This is a genomic window from Sulfolobus acidocaldarius DSM 639 (assembly GCF_000012285.1).
Lineage (GTDB): Archaea > Thermoproteota > Thermoprotei_A > Sulfolobales > Sulfolobaceae > Sulfolobus > Sulfolobus acidocaldarius.
This window is the reverse complement of the sequence record NC_007181.1, coordinates 2,099,277-2,116,828: the sequence shown is the minus strand read 5'-3', so window position 1 is coordinate 2,116,828 and position 17,552 is coordinate 2,099,277. Positions and strand designations below refer to the sequence as shown.

The 17,552-nt window shown below is 36.6% G+C and carries 17 protein-coding genes and 1 pseudogene; 7 read left to right on the top strand and 11 right to left on the bottom strand.

Annotated features, from left to right (window positions below):
* Positions 1-6: 6 nt before the first annotated feature.
* The 7 genes and pseudogenes from SACI_RS11000 to SACI_RS10970 all read right to left on the bottom strand — a co-directional run.
* Positions 7-570, bottom strand: a pseudogene (locus tag SACI_RS11000) (DUF3501 family protein); the annotation flags it as partial.
* 7 nt (positions 571-577) lie between these two features.
* Complete coding sequence (locus SACI_RS10995) at positions 578-1,771, bottom strand: heterodisulfide reductase-related iron-sulfur binding cluster (RefSeq protein WP_011279061.1); 1,194 nt, start codon at positions 1,769-1,771, stop codon at positions 578-580.
* Positions 1,771-2,205 carry a rubrerythrin family protein gene (locus SACI_RS10990; RefSeq protein ID WP_011279060.1) on the bottom strand — a complete coding sequence of 145 codons (435 nt, stop codon included), beginning with the start codon at positions 2,203-2,205 and terminating at the stop codon, positions 1,771-1,773. Before SACI_RS10990 ends, SACI_RS10995 begins: the two co-directional genes overlap by 1 nt.
* Positions 2,206-2,493: 288 nt before the next feature.
* Positions 2,494-4,740 (bottom strand): glyceraldehyde dehydrogenase subunit alpha, encoded by a 2,247-nt coding sequence (cutA, locus tag SACI_RS10985; protein ID WP_011279059.1) that lies wholly within the window; start codon positions 4,738-4,740, stop codon positions 2,494-2,496.
* Positions 4,737-5,228, bottom strand: coding sequence for a glyceraldehyde dehydrogenase subunit gamma (gene cutC, locus SACI_RS10980; RefSeq protein WP_011279058.1), 492 nt, complete (start codon positions 5,226-5,228; stop codon positions 4,737-4,739). The genes cutA and cutC overlap by 4 nt, the downstream gene beginning before the upstream one ends.
* A 2-nt stretch (positions 5,229-5,230) precedes the next feature.
* Positions 5,231-6,076: a glyceraldehyde dehydrogenase subunit beta gene (cutB, locus tag SACI_RS10975; RefSeq protein WP_011279057.1), complete on the bottom strand. Its 846-nt coding sequence runs from the start codon at positions 6,074-6,076 to the stop codon at positions 5,231-5,233.
* Positions 6,077-6,279: 203 nt separating this feature from the next.
* Positions 6,280-7,674 (bottom strand): SelD-related putative sulfur metabolism protein, encoded by a 1,395-nt coding sequence (locus SACI_RS10970; protein ID WP_011279056.1) that lies wholly within the window; start codon positions 7,672-7,674, stop codon positions 6,280-6,282.
* A gap of 140 nt (positions 7,675-7,814) precedes the next feature.
* Between SACI_RS10970 and SACI_RS10965 the strand changes: the two genes are divergently transcribed.
* Both SACI_RS10965 and SACI_RS10960 read left to right on the top strand, forming a co-directional pair.
* Entirely contained in the window at positions 7,815-8,240 is a 426-nt protein-coding gene (locus tag SACI_RS10965; protein ID WP_011279055.1) for a rhodanese-like domain-containing protein, read from the top strand.
* An 18-nt stretch (positions 8,241-8,258) separates the two neighbouring features.
* Positions 8,259-8,495, top strand: a complete 237-nt coding sequence (locus SACI_RS10960) for a hypothetical protein (protein ID WP_011279054.1) — start codon at positions 8,259-8,261, stop codon at positions 8,493-8,495.
* A 4-nt stretch (positions 8,496-8,499) separates the two neighbouring features.
* Here SACI_RS10960 and SACI_RS10955 read toward each other — a convergent pair whose 3' ends face one another.
* From SACI_RS10955 to SACI_RS10940, 4 genes are all read right to left on the bottom strand, one after another.
* Positions 8,500-8,907, bottom strand: coding sequence for a hypothetical protein (locus tag SACI_RS10955; RefSeq protein WP_011279053.1), 408 nt, complete (start codon positions 8,905-8,907; stop codon positions 8,500-8,502).
* A 243-nt stretch (positions 8,908-9,150) separates the two neighbouring features.
* On the bottom strand, positions 9,151-9,708 hold the full coding sequence (locus SACI_RS10950) for a DUF1404 domain-containing protein (RefSeq protein ID WP_011279052.1): 558 nt from the start codon (positions 9,706-9,708) through the stop codon (positions 9,151-9,153).
* Positions 9,709-9,724: 16 nt separating this feature from the next.
* The gene (locus SACI_RS10945) at positions 9,725-12,091 is read right to left on the bottom strand and encodes a cbb3-type cytochrome c oxidase subunit I (RefSeq protein WP_011279051.1); all 2,367 of its coding nucleotides are present in this window, start codon (positions 12,089-12,091) and stop codon (positions 9,725-9,727) included.
* A 677-nt stretch (positions 12,092-12,768) separates the two neighbouring features.
* On the bottom strand, positions 12,769-13,368 hold the full coding sequence (locus SACI_RS10940) for a sulfocyanin (protein ID WP_015385793.1): 600 nt from the start codon (positions 13,366-13,368) through the stop codon (positions 12,769-12,771).
* Between the two features lie 144 nt (positions 13,369-13,512).
* On the opposite strand from SACI_RS10940, the gene SACI_RS10935 reads away from it, so the two are divergent.
* The 5 genes from SACI_RS10935 to SACI_RS10915 all read left to right on the top strand — a co-directional run bounded on the left by SACI_RS10935 (position 13,513) and on the right by SACI_RS10915 (position 17,506).
* A complete protein-coding gene (locus tag SACI_RS10935) occupies positions 13,513-14,265 on the top strand; it encodes a Rieske 2Fe-2S domain-containing protein (RefSeq protein WP_011279049.1) in 753 nt (250 codons plus the stop codon).
* 5 nt (positions 14,266-14,270) lie between these two features.
* Positions 14,271-15,791, top strand: a complete 1,521-nt coding sequence (locus tag SACI_RS10930; protein WP_011279048.1) for a cytochrome b — start codon at positions 14,271-14,273, stop codon at positions 15,789-15,791.
* A complete protein-coding gene (locus SACI_RS10925; RefSeq protein WP_011279047.1) occupies positions 15,778-16,218 on the top strand; it encodes a cytochrome c oxidase subunit II in 441 nt (146 codons plus the stop codon). Before SACI_RS10930 ends, SACI_RS10925 begins: the two co-directional genes overlap by 14 nt.
* Before the next feature lie 2 nt (positions 16,219-16,220).
* On the top strand, positions 16,221-16,667 hold the full coding sequence (locus SACI_RS10920; protein ID WP_011279046.1) for a hypothetical protein: 447 nt from the start codon (positions 16,221-16,223) through the stop codon (positions 16,665-16,667).
* Between the two features lie 113 nt (positions 16,668-16,780).
* Positions 16,781-17,506, top strand: coding sequence for a hypothetical protein (locus tag SACI_RS10915; protein ID WP_011279045.1), 726 nt, complete (start codon positions 16,781-16,783; stop codon positions 17,504-17,506).
* The last annotated feature ends 46 nt before the right edge of the window (positions 17,507-17,552 follow it).

Below are 17,552 nucleotides of genomic sequence, written 5' to 3'. Positions count from 1 at the left end.
AAGTTATTAACCTATAACTTGCTCACAAACTTCATAGGCGTCTTTAATCAAGTCCTCTGCTAGTTTCTTATCCAGTTTCACTGTGTATTTGTAGTTCTTGTGAAGTACTTGTAACTCCATATCTGTACTCTTTTCTCCCTGAAGATCAAAAATCAGGTATTGAACCGTTGAGAACTCTCTACCCTGTTCCCTCCCTCCCTCAGGCTCCCCTTGTATTAATTTACTTCCCACTTTCAGGTAAACCTCATTATAAATTCCACCTAGATTGTCAAATACCCAGTCTAAGTCCTTGAAGTCATATGCATGAATATAGAGTGTAGCCTTAAGTTTTCCGTTGCATGGTAACAGCGTAGAGTAGACCTGTATTTCCCTGAGAATATCCTCCTTCTTATATAACTTATCTAGATATATCATCTCCTGTATTTGGTGCGCTACTGTGTCTCTGTTCTCAAATAGTAATGATAATCTATCTCCTAAACTCACTCTTCTTATCTTCTTTATTTCAACTATCCTTTTAACTCTCTCTCTCCTTACCTTTTCATACTCTTTCCATGGAAGGAATTCTTCTACACTTAACTTAACCGTTTTTCATCGCCTCCTTTAATAACTGTATAGGATGTAACGGCCTCTTATTAGAGGCTTTTTCAATTTGAAGCCCAGCAAGTGGGCACTCAGTCATGAATACATCAGCTTTACTTTGCTTAAACGACTCCATCATTTTACTTCCAACTCTTCTAGCTGTATCGTAATTCCTTAAACCCCATCCTCCGTCAATCCCTGAACAGCCCTTATTTGATATCTCGACCTTGGCTCCTAGAGTTCTAAGTAATCGTGGTCCTGGCAGACCAACTTGCAAGTACTTTAAATGGCAAGGTGGATGATAGTATATGGTCTTGTCAAATTTGGCATTTAATTCAATTTTGCCCTCATTTTTCAGCTTTTGTAGATACTCAATAGAGTCATAAACTTTAGGTACTTTTTTATCAAGAACCCTATGGTATTCTTTGATCATTAGAGCACATGTAGGGATCGGTACAACAATGTCATAGCCCTTATTCACAAGCTCTTCAATTAATTTCATATTATGTTCTGCATTCTTCTTTAGTCTGTTAACATCTCCAGCATCAAGCATTGGAGCACCGCAACACAAAAAGTTAGGTATTATAACTTCTATACCTAAAGAGTTATAGACTTCTATTAGATCTTCACCTATATCTGTAAAGAAGTTATCCACAAGGCAAGTAGTGAATAGTGCAACTTTAGCCTTGGGATTTTCTATTTTCTTGGGCTTAACTTTTTCCTTCAAACCTTTTTCAGAAACGGGCAAAGTGGGGGCGTCTTTATGTAGTCCAAGAACTTCTTTTCCTTTTTGCATTAAATGTTTCACTAAAGGTCTTGCTAAGTTGGTTGCATCCAACATTTCAAACATGTAATCTTTAATTCTGAGTCCAGTTTTGCTCTTGTAATATAACCAAGCCCATTCCATTAGGCTGGGAAAATCCATGTTAAATTCATGTGGGGGGACATAGGGGCAATTCACATAACAAAGTTTACAGTGGAAACACTTTGACGCAACGTCAAATAAGTCATCCAGGGTAAGCTTGTTTAGATCCTGTTCTTTACTGTCGATTTTTTTAAACAATACAGGGAAGGAATCACAATAGTTTACACACATTCTACAGCCATGACAAACTGTTGCTTGTCTAATGAATTCAGAGTATAATTTCTCAGAATTAAAAAAAGAAGGATTACTTGGATTTAAAGTATACATTACTTGCCTCCCTTAAGTAACTCTAAAGCCTTGGTGAATTTCTCTGCGTGGCTCTTCTCAGCTCTTGCTAAAGTCTCGAACCACTCTGCAACGTCTTCAAATCCCTCTTCTCTAGCTTGCTTTGCATAACCAGGGTACATCTGTGTCCATTCGTAAGTCTCTCCAGCTATTGCAGATTGTAACATTTCTTCTAATGTCCTTATTGGTTTGTCTGTGGCTGGATCACCAATTCCTCCTTGTTTTATGTAGTCTAAATGTCCGAATGCGTGGGCTGTTTCACCTTCAGCTATACTTCTCATTAATTGAGCTAATTCAGGATATCCTTCTTCATCAGCAGTCTTGGCGAAGAATAGGTATCTTCTGTTTGCCATTGCTTCTCCCATAAATGCGTGCCTTAAGTTTTCTGCAGTTTTACTATTTTTTATGTCTGCCATAAGGATCAATAATATATGATGATGGAGAGTATTTAAGTGTTTTTATTATCAATTAGGAGTGGATAAAAGAAAAGAATTATTTCAAATTACTCTCTTATCAGTAAGAGAAAAGAACTTTGTCGTAGAACTGGACTTTAGACTGAGTTATCCTGAAAAGTAAATTTGGGTTCTTTTATGTAAAACATGTGGTTTGAAGTGAGAATAAGGGAAATAGAGCCATAACCATCCTTTAGGTTATAATAAGAAGGGTAGGAAAAAAAGAAATAATATATATTCAACTGAAATTTTTTACTTTTTACTCATAATCGCTTTATAGATTTCCTCTGGAGGAGTTGGCGTTTTTGTAAATCTTGCGCCTACTGCATCTTCAATAGCCCTTATGATAGCTGCAGGTCCCACAATTAAAGCAGCCTCTCCAACGCCTTTGGTTCCTGTTGGGTAATTGGATGGGTGAGATTTATCTGCGAAGTAAGATATAAATCTTGGAGCCTCTACAGCAGTGGGAACATAATAGTCTGCATAAGTTACACTTAGTTGACCGTTTTCGTTAATTATAGCCTTCTCGTATAATGCTTGTCCTACTCCTTGAACTCCTCCGCCATGTATTTGTGCCTCTGCCAAGGCTGGGTTAATGACTTTACCTATATCGTCATAAGCCCTATACTCTACTACTCTGGCCATTCCTAAGTCGTCAACCTCAACTACAGCTACGTGAACACCATATGGGAATGTAACGTCATTTTCATAATATATCTTCTCTACTATAGGTTCTTTTGTTGTAGCTAAGCTGGCTATCTCATCCCAACTTGCTTTCTTACTTGGATCATTCTTCACCGAGAATTCTTCGTTTTCATATCTTATCTCCTGTACATCAGCGTTAAAGTAGCTAGCTGCAGCCCTCTTCATTTTATCTAAGACTCTTTCAGCAACCTTTAACGCAGCTGAGCCACCTATAGTTAGTGACCTTGAGCCATATGTTCCAAAACTACCTTCTACAATATCGGTATCTCCCCATACAACTCTTATTTTCTCTATGGGTATTTGTAACGCATCAGCGACTATTTGAGCTATAGCAGTTTCAGTCCCTTGACCATGAGGAGTAGTTCCAGTTATTACTAACACATTTCCTTTATTGTCTACCTTAATCTCGCCATATTCCCAGGGACCAAAGCTACATATCTCTAGATAGAACGCTAGTCCAACTCCTACCCTATGTCCTTTACTTCTTTCTTGCTGAGCCCATTTTCTTAGCTCATTATATTCTAGCTTAGCTACACCATCTTTGAACACTCTTATGTAGTCTCCTGTATCATACCTCAGTCCAAATGGATTAGTATATGGTAACTGGTCAATGAGATTCCTTTCCCTGATTGTCACGTCATCTAGACCTAACTCGTCTGCAACAGTGCTCATTATTCTCTCAATTATATATGTAGCCTCAGGTCTGCTAGCTCCTCTATACATGGTTATTGGAGGAGTTGTAGTGTAAACTGCTGTGCTCTCTATCTCCAGGTCACGAACCTTGTATGGTCCAGGTATCATTACGGGTATAATAGTAGGTTGGATTCCTGCGGTTAGCGTGAGGTAGGCGCCTAGATCGAGCAATAGTTTACCCTTGATACCTAAGACAGTTCCGTCTTTCTTTACTGCGACTTCTCCGGTAAACACATTACTTCTAGCTTCACTTGCTAACATCTCCTCACTTCTTGTTGCTGTCCACCTTACAGGTCTTCTTAGCAATATCGAGGATGCAATTACTGCTAACTCTTCTGCCATAATGTGAACTTTACTACCGAATGCCCCACCTACATCAGGCATTGCTACCCTTATCTTAGTTTCAGGTATTCCAAAAATTCTAGCAAACTCACTACGTGCAAAATGTGGTACTTGTGTAGAATACCACACTGAAAGTGAATTTCCATCATAAACTGAGAGAATACCTCTTGGCTCCATTGGGTTTGGAATTAGTCTCTCATTTATTGCCTCAACTTTCACTACTTTATCAGCTTGACTAAACGCTTTCTCAATATCTCCTGCCTTAAACGGTATCTTATAGGACACATTGGTTTTCAGCTCATCATGAACTATTACTTCATCTTTCTCAGCATCCTCCATTTTTATTACTGGCTTTAATTGTTCATATTCTACATTCACTCTGTCAATAGCATCTCTAACAGCATACTTATCTTGTCCAATCACTATTGCTACAGGTTCTCCAACATATTTTACTTTGTTATCTTCTGGAAACGCCTTCCTCTCCTTAAACCTGAATAGACTTGGGTTTACATATGCTGAAAGTACTCCAACACCACCTTTCAACATTGGATTGATATCTTTACCACTAAATACAGCCACAATCCCGTTGACTTTCAGAGCATCAGTAGCGTCTATTCTCTTTATGATAGCATGGGGATATGGACTTCTCACAAAGCCTGCATAAAGGGACGGTATTTTTATATCATCAATATAGTTACTTCTTCCTGTGATGAATTTGTCGTCGTTTAATCTTTTTATGGATTTACCCGTGTAGGTCATGATCTCAACCTCTTGGAAGCATCTAGAACAGCTTTAACTATATTCTGATAACCTGTGCATCTACAAATATTACCGTGTATCCCATCCCTTACCTCCTCTTCTGTGGGATTTGGGTGCTCCTTTAGGAAGAAGTAAGTTTGCATAATCATACCAGCAGTACAGAATCCACATTGTAGTGCAAAGTTGTCTTTAAAAGCTTCTTGAATTGGGTGTAACTTGGAATCACTTGATAAACCTTCAATTGTTGTTATTTCTGCACCATCAGCCTGTGCAGCCAAGACTGTACAGGATTTAACTGATTTACCATTCATTATTACTGTACACGCACCACAGGTCGTTGTATCACAGCCAACTTTAGTCCCCGTTAGACCTAACTCATCTCTTATGAAATCCACTAGTAGTGTTCTCGGGCTCACATACTTTTCATACCATACTCCGTTTACTCTTACTCTTACTTTTACCCCTTCTCCTTTCTTAACAACTAACACCTTTAAGCCACCTCCTTAAATGCCTTCATGGTTAGAACTTTCACAACTTCCCTCCTATACCAGGAACTTCCCCTGTGATCGGAGGGAGGATTTATTTGACTAGAAACTTTACTTGCAATATCTTTCACTAAGTCATCGTTCAACTTCTTTCCAATCACATTCTTTTCAACTTCCATGGCTCTGAATGGTTTATCATGAACTCCTCCATAGGCTAATTTAATATCCTCTATCTCATTTCCCTTTAATTTGATTGCTAGTGCAACTGAAGCCAGGGCATAGTCTCCGGCTCTCCTTACAACTTTTTTGTATACAGTCTTATACCCGTCTAATACTGGAACCTCAATCTGAGTTACCAATTCTCCTTTATTCGTGTCTGTTGTAAATGGTCCCTTAAAGAAATCAAGGGCTTTCACAGATCTGCTTCCTGAAGCTGAGGAAAGAATAATGGTTGCATTTAATGCAGTTAATACGACTGGCATATCAGATGCAGGGTCTGCATTAGAAATTGCCCCACCTATTGTTCCCATATTTCTAACTTGCATGTCTCCTATTGTTCTTGTCGCATGATGCATTAGTGGTACTTTAGATTTCACAATATCGTTACTCAATATGTCGTGATATCTGGTCAGAGCTCCAATACTTACGCCATTTAGGCTTGTCTTTACGTAATTCAGTTCATTGAGCCTGTTAATATCTAGTATATAATCAGGTGACAGAACTCTCAGTTTTAACATAGGGATTAGGCTCTGTCCACCAGCTAGTGGTCTAGTGTTATCGTTTCCTTCCAGGAATTTTAGAGCTTCTTGCAGGCTTTCTGCCCTTACATAACTAAACTCCGGCGGATACACATTTTATAATATATTCATAAGTATTTATTTAATCATTAAAATATTTTTAACTTCTAAAGCATAAATTTGTGAAAAATCTACATTGAAAAATGTGGACGAACTCAACTCTTTTCAGGAGTATTACTGCTTCTCCTAATTATTTTTCAACGTAAATTTTTTAACTCACATTGTATAAAATATGTATAAGTAGAAATATATATACTTTACTTTAACTTAAACTCCTTAAGTACATTAGCCCTATGAATGTATTTTGTAACTATTTGTGGTGCGTATACAATACCATCTCCTCTACGTATCACCTTACCTATAACCCTTGGTTCTTGCCCTATCTTCTTCAGATCTTCATATAACTGGTTTATCACATCATTGTGGGCGAATATGACTATAGCACCATTAGTTCCAGCAGTAGAATTTGGTATTATAAAATTCTCTGTTGAGAACTCATGAATATCTGAATCGATTACTGGAATGTCAGTTATTTCGACGTCAACATTCGCCTTTTTAGCAAACTCCTTAACTACAAATAAGCCAGGTCCTGTGACATCAGTAGTAATAGCTATGTGACTTTTCTCATCAAACTGTTTTCCAAAGGGAGGTAAGTAATTGTAAATGGTTTTCGCCACGTCAATATTAGGTTTCTTCATGTAATCTAATGCCTTTCTCTTAGCATCTTCAACCCTCTTTATGGTAATTCCTCTCTTCTCAAGTTCTTCTACTAGTTCAGGAACCGCTAATATCCACATGGATAAGTTTATGGGAGTTAATTCACCTACTGGTCTCGTAACTAGAATTTCCATTTTCTCGTTCACGTTATTATAAAAAGTTGGCAATTCGTGATCAGACTTACCTATAACCGTTGCCCCAATCATTAATGTACCTACTTTAGGCTGAATATCATTTTCCATCTCAAATGAATATTTCTCAGAGAATACTTTGTAGTTCTCCAGGAGTTTTGTCCTTAACTCCTCTAAAGGAGCATCAACCACAGGAACAATCTTAATATCCTGAAAGACCCCCTTAGTAAACAGATCATTTAAGGAGTTCGAAATAGCTACATCAACTTGAACCTGGGATCCTGGATCGTCCAGAGGATCCACGATCTGAATTGTATCATTGTTTGTGACAGTGTATGAGTTTTCCTTATCCCCGTCTAATTTGAATAAATCCAGCACTGCCACCTCACCTTTGGGATTTGTGGTCACTATGGAATGCCCTTTGCCTATTGTCAGTTTCCTATTAGTTTTAATTGAAGTGTACACTCTCAGTAGAAACTCCCCAAATTTTTCTGGGCTACTTGCAGTGTTCTGATTAACCTGGATTAGGGCTACTGCTCTATCGGCATCAAATTCACCTGAGTTGATTATCCTCTTTCTCGTGGTCAACTTTCTTGAGATAAATATGTCTGCATCTTCCCTTGGAGTTATCTCTATATTCAGTTTCTCTAATGCAGGTCTTATCTTACTTATTGCTGGGTATACAGTGTCAATAAGGTCAACCTTCACTGCACAACCTGTTGCCAAAGACAAAGGATTTAATCCCATTCTCTTATATTTCTCTAAATTCTCTCTGAATCTGTCAACCATCTTATCAATGCTCATAGGTTTTTCCTACTCAGGCTAGAAATAAAAGCTTATCTAATGTAATTTCTTATTCAAGTAATTATAATAATAATTAAATATATTTTGTAAAACTTGTATTATGCGATACATTTATATTCTTGTCTATTAGATTTAGTCCGATGGTTCAAATAACTGAGAGGAGAACTCCTTATTACAAAAACGTAAAGAACGTTCCTCCCTCAGTGGTGAGAGAACTCTATAAGAAAGGAGAAGTGACAATAGTTGATATAAGAAATCCGTGGGAATATGAAGACCATCATATACCGGGAGCAATATTAATTCCAATGGAGTATTGTGATATATTACTACCTAAATTAGAAACAAAACAAATAGTGCTAGTATGTGAACACGCAAATAGAACTACTTGGTTAATTAACTCTAAACCTGAACTCTTCGAAGGAAAGACAGTGTATAATATGTTAGGTGGTATGGAGCTTTGGATGAACATGGGATATGAGACAACTTATGGTATGGACAGCAATGGAATGTTTTGGAAAGACTACATATTGAAGAAAGTTGCACCAAGCGAAACTCTTAAGAAATAAAATGAGGGATTATATTATATGGAAAATCTTCCGCCCTCTGCTAAGCTAGTTCTAAAAATACTTATGGAGAGAAGGAGCCTTAGATTTAGAGAATTAAAGGAAGAAACTCAACTTCCCACAAGGACTCTTTACTATGCCCTAAAACTCCTAAAGGAGAAAAAAGTAATAAAAGCCATGCCTTGTCTCGACGATACAAGAGAAAGAGTGTACTTAGTCGTGGAATCAGAAGAATGTTACAAGCTTTTTAACGACTAAAAATTTACTCGATTATATTTTGTGCAATTACTGTAATTCCCATTTTACTAGCTAATTCATAATACTTCTTGGGTATAGTAAACGCTACTAAGAATCTAAGTATGGGTTTGTTGAATTTCCCTGACAACAATTTCTCTCTTATTAAGAGCTGTTCTATTGCACCATAATCAGCAAAATTCTTTGAGACGAACAGATATAACTTATCTCCTTCCTCATAATATATAATAGGCAAAACATAACCCACTTGTAAAACTCCAACATCGTCGACCATATACTCTCTCCTAATTTTGCCAAGTTTTATTCCCTTATTTTCCAGTTGAGGTCTAAACAGGTTTATTATGAGAAATTCTAATTCCTCTTCTTTAGCAGACATATCTTTTAGAAACTTTAATATCTCCTCTTCAAGCTTCATTGTTAATTATTAAATTAACTGGTATTTATATCAATTATCTTAGTCTTCTGCTTTTCTAAGAGGAGACAGCGTCTCTTAGAGTTAAAAGATAAAAGTAAAGGCTTATGAGCCAGCTGCTCTAATGTTGTCTCTAACTTTTAGATTTACACATTATGTCCAAAGAAAGACTATACTAAATAAAATCCCATTTCACCCAATTAAGTTCCAACTATTCCTCTGCAACAAGATTAGGAATTTCTACTGTTATATGAACATCTTTTCCTCTTTGAATATCTTAATTACGTATTGAAGCAACAGATAAACAACTAGTGTATTCATCATGAGAAACATTATTACGCCAAGGTATTGTAGACTCTGCGTATTATATAGTGTGGTATATAAGGAAGGATAAATCATAAGAAGAGCTGAAAGGTAAGTGTCAGCTATCATCCAGAGCGCCAGGAGAAATAGGTTAAAGTTTCTGCTCAGCCCCTTAATACTGTGTCCCATAAAGTAACCACCTATAAACAGTGATAATTCCTCAATTAACCTTATCCATAAATTATATACACCTAAATTGAAGAAGAAAGGAATGTGCCAAGTCACAGCTAAAAATATTCCGATAACTAATGAGATGTATTTGTTAAGTGGTTTTAGTCTGTCATAAACGAAGTAGGCAAGTAGTATACCTGAAGCGTACAAAGAATAGTGTGCTAACATATAAGGTATAGGATTTATAGACATGTAGGTCTCAGTATATGGATTAATTGTAATTATTATTAAAAAAACCGATATAATTATAAAAAAATTGCTATTTTTCACTTATTTATCCCCAATACTAGACAATCAAATGTAAATAGAATGTACTAAACACCACTACCCATACGGCATCTACGAAGTGCCAATAGTACGTTGCTGCCACTGAACCTGCATATGGTATAAAGCCTTTACGAATTCTTAACATCATAAATGCCCATATTACTAATCCCATTATTACGTGGAAGCCGTGTAAGCTCACTGTCGCAAAGAAGAATGATGAAGCTGCTGAGTCTTGTGGGATGAAGTGGATGTAGTGGGTGAATTCATATATTTGTCCACCTAGGAATGTGAGACCCATAGCCATAGTCAATAGTCCTAAGTTTCTAAACATCTTTACGTTTCCTTTCTTGAAATACTCATATGCTATGTGAGCAGGTATTGAGCTCGAAAGTAATATTGCGGTCATAATTGCGGGTAATGGGAAGACTTCTACAGCTGGCACAATATTATTTACATAAGATAATGGATTAGTAACAGGGCTCATTATAAAAGCGTAACCACCTATGAAAGATCCAAACAGTATTACTTCAGCTAATATAAACCATAGTACAGCACTTCTCGCATCCCTCATTGATGCAATTCCAAGTGATGGTGAAATTGAGTTATTAACTGAATTGGTTACAGGTACACCTCCGTCTGCATAAAAATGTGGAGGAGGTTGCATAGGTTTGAACCACTGATCGTATCCCCAATATAGTCCAACACCCATGAATGCTAGTAGTAGTACTATCCCTATAGGTATTAGACCAATCAGTATGAACATAAAACCTAAGGGTATAAATGATAGGAATAATCCTAAGACACTGTAATATGGGAATTTAATTCCATGGTACTCTTCATCAAAAGCTCCATCTAGTGATTTACCAAAGCTCAACGGTAACTTTACGGGTTTTATAAAGAAGTCCTGTAATTTCACGGAAATGTTATCCCAAGGATCTACTCCGTTAACAGCTCTCCCTCTGAAAACGCCATGAACTAGTACTCCTGCTAATATAAATAGCCCTATACCAGTTAAAACTGCACCTACACTAGCCATGAATTGGAATGGGTCATATATGGGACTGGGTATAACTGCATACCTTCTTGGCATACCCAGTATACCAGCAATTGACATTCCAGTAGCTGTTAAAAACGTTCCAGCTACTAACAATATTGCACCAGTCTTGCCTAAATCGTCATTATACCACTTTCCACTCCAGAACGGGAAGTAGTAGAATAAGGCACCGAGAAGAGCATAGAGTATTGCATAAACCATGTAGTGGAAATGTCCTACCACGAAATATGTCCCATTTAATGCGTAGTCAATTGGTACTAATGGGAAAAATACTCCAGTAATTCCCCCTAATAAGAACATTACGATAAATGATATAAGCAATATTGTAGGTGTCTTATACCTTATTTCCCCACCATATAGTGTAGCTGTCCAGTTCAGAACCTTAACTCCTGAGGGTATAGCAATTGCCATAGTTGTGGCTGATGATACGATCTGAACAAGTGTATTATCGATTGCTGTAAACATGTGATGCATCCATACTCCTAACGCACTTAGGAACGCTATTGCAATCGAGGATAAAGCTATAGCAGTATATCCAAATATCTCTCTTCTAGCCATCTTTGGCAATAATTCACTTACCAATCCCATAGCGGGTAATATTAATATGTAAACCTCTGGGTGGCCGAAGAACCAGAATAATTGTTGCCATAAAACAGGACTTCCACCTAGAGCAGAATCAAAGAATGGTGTTCCCCATAGTCTCTCCAGATAAGCGAAAACTAAACCTGCAGTTAATGAAGGCATGGCTATAATCATTAGTATTGCAGTAGTGAAAAATCCCCATACGAAAAGAGGCATCTTAAGATAGGGAACTTTCTTCATCTTGGTAATTGTCATTACAAAGTTTACACCAGTCAAAGTGGAAGATAATCCGGAAAGAATTAATGCAATTTGTATCAAATTTGTCCCTAGTCCGTAATTCACCGTTGTTTCAACAGACAATGGGGCATACATATACCATCCTAAATCTACCGCACCCAGGAGTGGTGAAATAGCTGCTAGTATTACTGCGGGCACTAACATCCAGAAGGATAAAGCGTTAATCTTTGGCCAATATAAATCATGCGCACCTATCATTCTAGGAACCAGATAATTAGCAAACCCTGTACTTAATGGCATTACAACGAAAAATATCATAAATATCCCGTGAAGGGTTACTGCATCATAATAGTCTACAGCGTTTAGATTATTGAACGATAATTGATCTCTTATTAGGGCAGCATTTACTGATCCTATAATAAGGGCGACTATACCTAATACTATATACATCTGTCCTACGTCACTCGCATTAGTAGTGTAAAGTGCAACTTTGAGAATTCTTTTTATGTTCATCTCACTTATTAGATACTAGTTTTTATTTTTAAATTTTTATTAAGTAAATCTAATGTCTGAAACCCTTTGTATTTATATTGAATTTAGTATCTAATAATAAAAGATTAATATATTTTATAAAAATGACTCTAACCATATTTTTAGGATTAGCTCTCTTATCTTTTCATCATTCAAATGTAGACTAGTAAAGGAGGACTACATTATTAATCATTAATTAATGCAGAAACTTCTAAGAAGAATTTAATTGAATTTAATGTATTACATATTACTTTTTAATTCTAGTTGTAGAAGATTATAAATCTTTAATTGTAGATAAAGCTTTATATACCAATAAGTATTTTTAGAATTTCCGATTCGATGTTTTAATCTAGAATCGTATTTAAACTTATTTATCTTATAATACATAATTCATGATTTACTATTTTTGAAAATCAATATTATAAGTTAACAATCAGTATGTGTTATTAAGTCACAGTTTTACCTTAATTACCTTAAGTTTACGATAGATTAGAACGTAAAATAATTGGTCTCATTAGTTCTAATTTAAACTTTGAGTAGGAATACTGTGTAGATTGCTTTACTATTTAATTAAGAAAGAGTCACAGTTAATGCAAAAATCAATAAGTACGAGTTATTTAGCTTTCAATAAAAATAATCATCATATATATCAGCTTTTCTTAATCAATCACTGCATAAGGAGCTGTTACATTATTTGAGGCTACCAAAACTGCCCACATTCCTGAAGCAGCGTGACCAAGTATTCCACATACTAGCATATAATCCCCTGCGCTTATTGGTCCCCATACCCCTTCAGCCGAAGCACCTCCTGATATCCCGTTTACGTCGTAGTTGCTAGTTGTTGCACCCACTATGTCTATTATTTTTCCATCACTACTTATTTCTGGGCTTTGTGGTGTAGGCGTGGAATTTTGTAAAAGTACAAGATTATGAGGCAGTGATTCTTGATTGATGAATTTTACAATTACTGTAGATCCTGCTGGTATATATATTACTAAGCTTCCTGATGAAGTGCCATTAAAGTTGAACTGATTAACGTTACTTGAAGATTCAACTACTATGGTCAAAAAAACAGTTTTATTGCTACTACTATATGGTATGGAGATTTTACTAGGTCCTGTACTTGTGCCTGTACTACTACTAGCAGAGGGTGAGGACAGCATAACATATTGGTTGTAGACATAAACTCCTACGGCTACTGCTATTATTACAACTAAAATTCCGACTACAACAGGCAAAACAGAACTTTGAGCCTTCATAAAATTTAGATACATATACTTAAATTTAAATTTAATAGTTATCTAACTTTCGAATTATCCGTCACCTATTTTTTAAATTAACAGAATTTTATGTTAGAAAATTTTGTCGTAAAACTTAAAAACATGATATAATATTAATAATCAATGGACAGAAGGACATTTTTAAGATTGTATCTGCTTGTAGGGGCTGCTATAGCAGTTGCTCCAGTTATAAAACCTGCATTAGATTATGTAGGTTATTTCTATAGTGAACTAGGTTCGCTCTCAAAAAAATACTTAGTGGCGGATAACACGGATGGCTTAGCTGGATTTCCTAGATATAAGGTAGCTAACATACAACAAGTACAACAACAGATTAAGAGCTCTGGCTGTGCAGTTTATTTCTTCGCATATCCTCTGACTGATGAGCCCTGTTTTTTAGTTGACCTACAAGCGTTAACAGGTCAACAAATTACAGAGATTCCTAATCCTTACTATGGCAAATATGCAGGTCCTTTAGGTCAAATACAAACTATTAAGGGTGTTGGTCCAAACGGTACAATATTTGCATTTTCTGATGTATGTGTACACTTAGGTTGCCAACTCCCTGCTCAGGTTATAGTCTCCAGTGAGTCTGATCCTGGATTGTATGCTAAAGGCGCTGATTTACACTGTCCATGTCACGGTTCAATATATGCATTAAAGGACGGTGGAGTTGTAGTTTCGGGTCCAGCACCTAGACCACTTCCAATCGTTATACTTGACTACGATAGTTCTACAGGGGATATATATGCAGTTGGAACGAATGCACCATACTTCAGTGCCGGAATACCAAGAACTACACCTCAAGATAACTTACTGTATGATCCAAGATATAGTTATTCGGTTCCAAATAATCCTTCATGTAGTAATGGGTGATTAATATGGTAACACAGAAAGGATCTACTCTGGATAGGATATTATATTGGTTAGATGAGAGATTAGGTATTTATGGTCATACATTAAGGCAAGCTCCAAGATATGCTTATTCAATAGATTATTGGCTAGGAGGATTTGTACTTGCTTCACTAATTTTTGAGATAATAACTGGAGCACTGACTGCACTATATTACACTCCAAGTGATCCATATACATCTACTACTTACCTTATATCTCAAGTTCCTTACGGCGCACTGTTGTTTAGTCTCCACAGCTGGGGAGCTTACGTTATGATATTTGCTATGTTAGTTCACATAACTAGAAACTTCATAGTTGGAGCTTATAGACCTCCGAGAGAGTTCATGTGGATTGTTGGTACTTTATTAGCTGGTCTGACTCTAACTGAAGCCTATCTTGGTTATTCCTTGCCCTATAATCTAATTTCATGGGTTGCTACAACCACTGGACTAAACTTGTTCGGATATATGCCGTTCAACTTAGGTTATCTAATTTCTCTATTTACTATAGTGAATCCTAACCAACCAGGAATAATGTCTGGTGTGGATCCTTTGGTTCAAAGGTTTTTTGTTTTCCACTGGATAGTTGGCGGGTTATTAGTAGCTGTCGTTGGGCTTCACCTATATATATTCGAGAAACACGGTATAACTCCACCAGTTTCTGAAGTTAAGCCCGGTGCACCTGAGTTAATAGACGAGTATCAAGACAAGCTGAAGTCTGACTACAGATGGGAGCTACAACCTCTAATAAGATCTATAGGTATGGTAGTAATGATTTTCCTATTAACCTTCGGGATAATATTCTTCATTGCATCTATGATACCCTTTGATATTTCTGTTAGCGGTACTGTGCTTAAATACGTTAAACCGGAGTACAATCCTATAAACGCTGCCCAAGCACCTCCATTACCAGACTGGTATTTCTTATTCATCTACTTCTTCTACAAAGCAATAGATCCCAGTAGTGCCTCAATAATATTCTTAGGCTGGGTAGCAGTCACTGTACTATTCCCATTTATAGATGCTTATGTATTTAGGCATAAGGCTCCTCATCCAGGACTCAGACCTGCCGCAGTATCTTTAGGTACAGGATTCATAATAGCATTCATAGTAAATACCATTTGGGCAGAGGAAACTCCAGGTCAAGAGATTGGTACCATAGGTCTAGTTGTGGACGCAATTATATTCATAGCCTGTTTTGCAGTTCTATGGCCCTTACTCAGATACGTTGTACAGCCAAGGGTGTTGGCGAAAATGAGTAGTTCACCATTTAGAGACGGCGGTATAATGACAATAAAGCCTGAGAAAAGAGTTCTTAGTGGAGCATTGGTTCTATCAATGAATCTCTTCATCCTAGGTACGCTGATCTACTCTCTATATCAAGCATTAACAATACCCATGACTTCATTAGCTAATCAATTTATAATAGGTCAATATATAGGTCTATCCATGATTATGTTTTCATTATCCATATTTCTGAACGTGGTGATTGGTTATGGAAAGAGGTAGAATATTAGAATTAACAACTATAGTTCTTGCAGCAGTTGTTTTAATCGTATTAGGTGTTATATCGGATGGATATTTAGCTCTTATAAACAGTGGTAATTATTTGTCAGCGCAACAGAAACAAGATGCGATACCTATTAAGGTCATAGCTTTTCAATACGCTTGGGAGTTTGTATATCCTAACGGAACTACCACTATAGACAAGCTAGTGCTTAAGGCTAATCAGACCTATTTGCTGGAAATACAGTCAAAGGATGTCATTCATGCGTTCTATATACCGCAGTTAGGGTTTAAGTTTGAGGCTATCCCTGGATATGTGTACGACTTCTATATAGTGGTGAAGACGCCAGGCACATATGATATATGGTGTGCTGAATTCTGCGGTCCTGGTCATTACACCATGAAAGGAACTCTCATAGTGGTGAGTTGAGAATGGACGCTAATAATAGGAAGAGACTGACTTTAAAGGATTATATATGGTGGGTAGTTACTGTCGTAGCATTCTTTGTTGCTTTTGAGTGGGTTGGTGATTTCGGCAAATTAGCATATTTAACGTCAAGTCCAATCAGTAGTTATGTGGAGAATCTTTACACAGCCACATATTTGGCTGCTGGAATCGTTTTCGCCATATTTATGGGGAGTATTGTATTTCTTGCAGTTAGATTTAGAGCTCCTTCAACAACTACGGAGGTAAAGAGAATAAGTACAGTAACTTACTATTACATAGCTCTAGTCATGGATCTAATTGCAGGAGTAGTCATAACGTATTTAATGATGACCATTTCATATGAATTCTTAATAGGCGCATTAGCATCAGCTGACGTTTTTGTATTTGGCTCAATAATTTACTTAATATATAAAATGTACTTCACGGACTAAAGGGAAAGTCATATATTTTTTCTCTTTTTTATTAACAGTTGGTACATTCTCTTTAACACAATTTTATTCTAGATTAAGTAAGATTTATTAATTTGAAATAATGATTAAATAATGTGAAATCCCTCGTAAATGTTCTTCCGTATTTGCCTATAATATTTGGAAGCCTTTTACTTACTTACCTATTTCCTCTAAGCCAATTAGTGCCTCTAACTATATTCTGGATATTCACAACCATTTTAGTTCTACGTACTGCACTAAGCGATGAGGCAAAACTGGTTATCTTCGGTAAAGACAAGATTAAATGGATAATATTTTTCCTTTACTTAGTAGTGCATTATGCTGTATACAGCCTTGCTATTGAGCTATTATTAGGTCAGTTTACTCAAGGTAATAACGTACTATATGTAGGTCCACCTTTAGGAATTTACACCACACCCTTTAGTGTATCGCCAAGTTTGACGGGTCTAGCTCTATCTCTAATATTAAATCCCACTTTACTAATTCACTTATCTAATCAACTGGTCATAGAGCTATCGTTTTACTCAATTTCCATGGGTCTGCTGATCTCTTTTTTAGTGACGTCAAGCTTAATGATTGTGATTTCAACTAGAAGGAGATTGAAGTACTTAGCACTCGTTCCCATGCTCGGAATTTTGGTGGGAGCAAGTTGTTGCGTTTCCATACCCGTATTGCTGGCAACTTCAATTGAGACCGCTGGAGTGGTTTTATTGACGACGTTTTCGTGGGAAGTAGTGTTTATTGCCTATGTTATTTTACCTTTAGTTACAGTTATAGTTTTAAAACACCTATCTAATTCATTACATAAGTTAATGTCGTAGGAGGTTTAAGTGTAGTCGGTAATTGAATGTATAATCCAGTTAATGG

Coding starts and splice junctions, on each gene's coding strand:
- SACI_RS10925 (WP_011279047.1), top strand. CDS start 15,778: ATGGAAAGAGGTAGAATATTAGAATTAACAACTATAGTTCTTGCAGCA.
- SACI_RS10930 (WP_011279048.1), top strand. CDS start 14,271: ATGGTAACACAGAAAGGATCTACTCTGGATAGGATATTATATTGGTTA.
- cutA (WP_011279059.1), bottom strand. CDS start 4,740: ATGACCTACACGGGTAAATCCATAAAAAGATTAAACGACGACAAATTC.
- SACI_RS10990 (WP_011279060.1), bottom strand. CDS start 2,205: ATGGCAGACATAAAAAATAGTAAAACTGCAGAAAACTTAAGGCACGCA.
- SACI_RS10965 (WP_011279055.1), top strand. CDS start 7,815: ATGGTTCAAATAACTGAGAGGAGAACTCCTTATTACAAAAACGTAAAG.
- SACI_RS10920 (WP_011279046.1), top strand. CDS start 16,221: ATGGACGCTAATAATAGGAAGAGACTGACTTTAAAGGATTATATATGG.
- SACI_RS10955 (WP_011279053.1), bottom strand. CDS start 8,907: ATGAAGCTTGAAGAGGAGATATTAAAGTTTCTAAAAGATATGTCTGCT.
- SACI_RS10995 (WP_011279061.1), bottom strand. CDS start 1,771: ATGTATACTTTAAATCCAAGTAATCCTTCTTTTTTTAATTCTGAGAAA.
- SACI_RS10945 (WP_011279051.1), bottom strand. CDS start 12,091: ATGAACATAAAAAGAATTCTCAAAGTTGCACTTTACACTACTAATGCG.
- SACI_RS10970 (WP_011279056.1), bottom strand. CDS start 7,674: ATGAGCATTGATAAGATGGTTGACAGATTCAGAGAGAATTTAGAGAAA.
- SACI_RS10960 (WP_011279054.1), top strand. CDS start 8,259: ATGGAAAATCTTCCGCCCTCTGCTAAGCTAGTTCTAAAAATACTTATG.
- SACI_RS10940 (WP_015385793.1), bottom strand. CDS start 13,368: ATGAAGGCTCAAAGTTCTGTTTTGCCTGTTGTAGTCGGAATTTTAGTT.
- SACI_RS10935 (WP_011279049.1), top strand. CDS start 13,513: ATGGACAGAAGGACATTTTTAAGATTGTATCTGCTTGTAGGGGCTGCT.